The organism is Plectonema cf. radiosum LEGE 06105 (assembly GCF_015207665.1).
Taxonomy (GTDB): Bacteria; Cyanobacteriota; Cyanobacteriia; order Cyanobacteriales; family Nostocaceae; genus Rivularia; species Rivularia radiosa_A.
In genome coordinates this window covers 1-2,939 of the sequence record NZ_JADEWL010000279.1, presented here as the reverse complement: position 1 = coordinate 2,939, position 2,939 = coordinate 1, and the positions used below count along the sequence as shown (strand labels likewise).

General features: G+C 43.7%; 4 protein-coding genes. All 4 read left to right on the top strand.

Going from position 1 to position 2,939, the window contains the following annotated elements:
* Window positions 1–164 precede the first annotated feature (164 nt).
* A complete protein-coding gene (gene cpcD / locus IQ247_RS31900; protein ID WP_193926199.1) occupies window positions 165–458 on the top strand; it encodes a rod-capping linker protein CpcD in 294 nt (97 codons plus the stop codon).
* Between the two features lie 19 nt (window positions 459–477).
* Window positions 478–1,305, top strand: a complete 828-nt coding sequence (gene cpcE, locus IQ247_RS31895; RefSeq protein ID WP_193926198.1) for a C-phycocyanin alpha-cysteine-84 phycocyanobilin lyase subunit CpcE — start codon at window positions 478–480, stop codon at window positions 1,303–1,305.
* 112 nt (window positions 1,306–1,417) lie between these two features.
* Window positions 1,418–2,032: a C-phycocyanin alpha-cysteine-84 phycocyanobilin lyase subunit CpcF gene (gene cpcF / locus IQ247_RS31890; protein ID WP_193926197.1), complete on the top strand. Its 615-nt coding sequence runs from the start codon at window positions 1,418–1,420 to the stop codon at window positions 2,030–2,032.
* A 34-nt stretch (window positions 2,033–2,066) separates the two neighbouring features.
* Window positions 2,067–2,909 carry a phycobilisome rod-core linker protein CpcG1 gene (gene cpcG1, locus IQ247_RS31885; protein WP_193926196.1) on the top strand — a complete coding sequence of 281 codons (843 nt, stop codon included), beginning with the start codon at window positions 2,067–2,069 and terminating at the stop codon, window positions 2,907–2,909.
* The last annotated feature ends 30 nt before the right edge of the window (window positions 2,910–2,939 follow it).

The window sequence follows — 2,939 nt, the reverse complement described above, 5'->3', positions numbered from 1 at the left end:
CAAGAAGATGGGGGAAATAACTCCTAACTTCTGTAGACGTAGCAGTGCTACGTCTCTACAACTCCTAACTTTTAATTCCCGTCCTCTCAATCTAAAATCCATTAGCGCAGCGTGTCCGCAAGGACATAATCTAAAATTCAAAATCATAAAGGAGGAATAATTTAATGTACGGACAAACAACAGTTGGTACAAATGGAATTTCTAGCGCTAGTAGCCGGATGTTTCGTTATGAAGTTGTAGGTTTGCGTCAGAACGAAGAAACAGATAAAAATAATTATCAAATTCGCCGCAGCGGTAGCGTATTTATGACGGTACCGTACAATAGAATGAACGAAGAAATGCAGCGAGTAACGCGTATGGGCGGTAAGATTATCAATATTGAGCAAGTTACTGCTGAATCTGCGCTCAAACCGGACAGCGAATCTGAACCAAAAAAATCTAAATCACAGAGTAAATAAATAGTATTGAGGGTGATGGATGATTGAACCGAGTGCGGAAGAATATTCAACAGATAACGCACCACCGTTAACCCCACAACAAGCGATTGTCAATTTACAATCTTCAGATTTAAGTCTCCGCTATTATGCTGCTTGGTGGCTGGGTAAGTTTCGTGTCAATAATCCGGAAGTTGTTGACACCTTAATTGCAGCTTTAGATGATGAAGCCGATAGAACCGAGTTAGGAGGCTATCCATTACGACGTAATGCTGCAAGAGCATTAGGTAAATTAAGTGATAACCGAGCCGTGCCGGGTTTAATTAAATGCCTAGAATGCTCTGATTTTTACGTAAGGGAAGCCGCAGCCCAATCTTTAGAAATGCTAGGTGATGCAAGAGCTATCCCTGCACTATTAAAGCTATTAGATGGAGGTGTGGCAGCCGCGATACAAATACCCGGAAGACCTCACTTAATCCAGCCTTACGAAGCAGTATTAGAGGCTTTAGGAGCAATTGGTGCTACTGTTGCCATAGATATGATTCAGCCATTTCTCGAACATCCGGTAATCCGAGTGCAGTGCGCCGCAGCTAGAGCAATGTATCAATTAACAAATGAACCAGAATATGGAGAACGTTTGGTACAAGTATTGCAAAACAGCGATTTAAAATTGCGTCGCATGGCATTAAGTGACTTGGGTGCCATCGGGTATATGAAAGCAGCAGACACAATTGCGATCGCCGCCGTTGAAAACAGCTTTAAACTGATAGCCCTCAAGGGTTTATTAGAGCATCAACTCAAAGGCGAAGAAACACTTACCCTCAACGATAACGCCATCAAGTTAATGCAATTAATGGATTCGCTTTTATAGTGGACAGTTGACAGTTGACAGTTGAGAGTTAATTAACTCCCAACTCCAAACTCCAAACTCCAAACTCCTAACTCCTAACTCCTAACTCCTAACTGCTTACTGCTAACTCCTTATGGACACCCAAAACTTAATTCGTGCCGTCACAGAGGCTGATTCACCAGCGCGAATGGTGACAGCGGTACAAAAGTTAGTCGCAGCCAAAGATACGGCAGCAATACCGACTTTGATTGCAGTGTTTGGGTATAACAATCCCGCAGCCGCAGTCATAGCCGTCAAAGGATTAACAGAGTTAGGAGAAGCAGCCGTACCGCAACTGCTCGGACAGATTGATGATTATAATTATGGCGCACGAGCTTATTCAATTCGGACTTTAGCAACAATTGGCGACCCACAAGCCTTAGACTTATTATTAGAAGCTGCTGCAACAGACTTTGCTCCTAGCGTTCGTCGCGCTGCTGCAAAAGGGTTGGGTTCTTTACAATGGCACAAACTGGATGATTCCCAAAGGGCGATCGCACAAAGAAAGTCACTCTCTACCTTGCTTTCAATTACTCAAGATGCAGACTGGGCAATTCGTTATGCTGCCATTGTCGGTTTGCAAGAGTTAGCAAAAATTCCCAGTTTAAAATCGGAAATTGCGGCAAGATTTTCTCAAATGCGTTCAAACGATGCTCAAAAAGCAGTTCGCGCTCGTGTTGCGTTAGCTCAAGAACAAGTTGCCAGTTAATAGATGTTCAGTTCACTTACATAAAATAACAAGAATGTCAATACCAGTACTTGAATATAAACCTAGTTCTCAAAATCAGCGTGTCGAAGGCTATGAAGTGCCTAGCGAAGACACGCCAATCATGTATAGATTGACAGATGCCACCTCAGATCAAGACATTGATCAAATCATCTGGGCGGGTTATCGGCAAATATACAGCGAACACTTGATATTAGAATCATATCGGCAACCCTTTTTAGAATCGCAAATGCGAAATCGGGCAATTAGCGTTAGCGATTTTATCCGAGGTTTGGGGAAAACAGACGTTTACCGCGAAGAAGTAGCAGAAACCAACTCCAACTACCGTTTAGTTGACATCAGCTTCAAACGGTTTTTGGGACGTGCAACCTATAACAAACAAGAGCAAATAGCCTGGTCAATTATCATTGCGACCAAAGGTTTACATGGATTTATCGACGCTTTAGTAGACAGCGACGAGTACCGTCAAAACTTCGGTAACGACATCATACCCTACCAGCGCCGCCGCTACAAAGGCAGACCCTTTAACTTAGTAAATCCCCGCTACGGTGCAGACTTCCGTAACCGTATGGCTATTCGATATTTGGGAGGTAGTTCTTACTATACCGCCCGTACATCGGGAGGATACGCAACCGGAGACGAAATTCGCAGAGTCATTCCCAGCAACTTTATGTCAATGGCTGGGGGTATGATTACCAACGAACGTAATTATCAAAGAACCATTGCTAGAGTTACTTCTCAAATCCAAAGCATGGAAATTCCCGACATGACACGAGAATCCTCCACACCTCAACCCAGTGTCAAACCCGTAGAAGTTGCTTTACCCTACCGTTATGTACCCGGTAGGAAGACTACTTAGAAGAGGACAAGGAGATGGGGGGATGGGGAG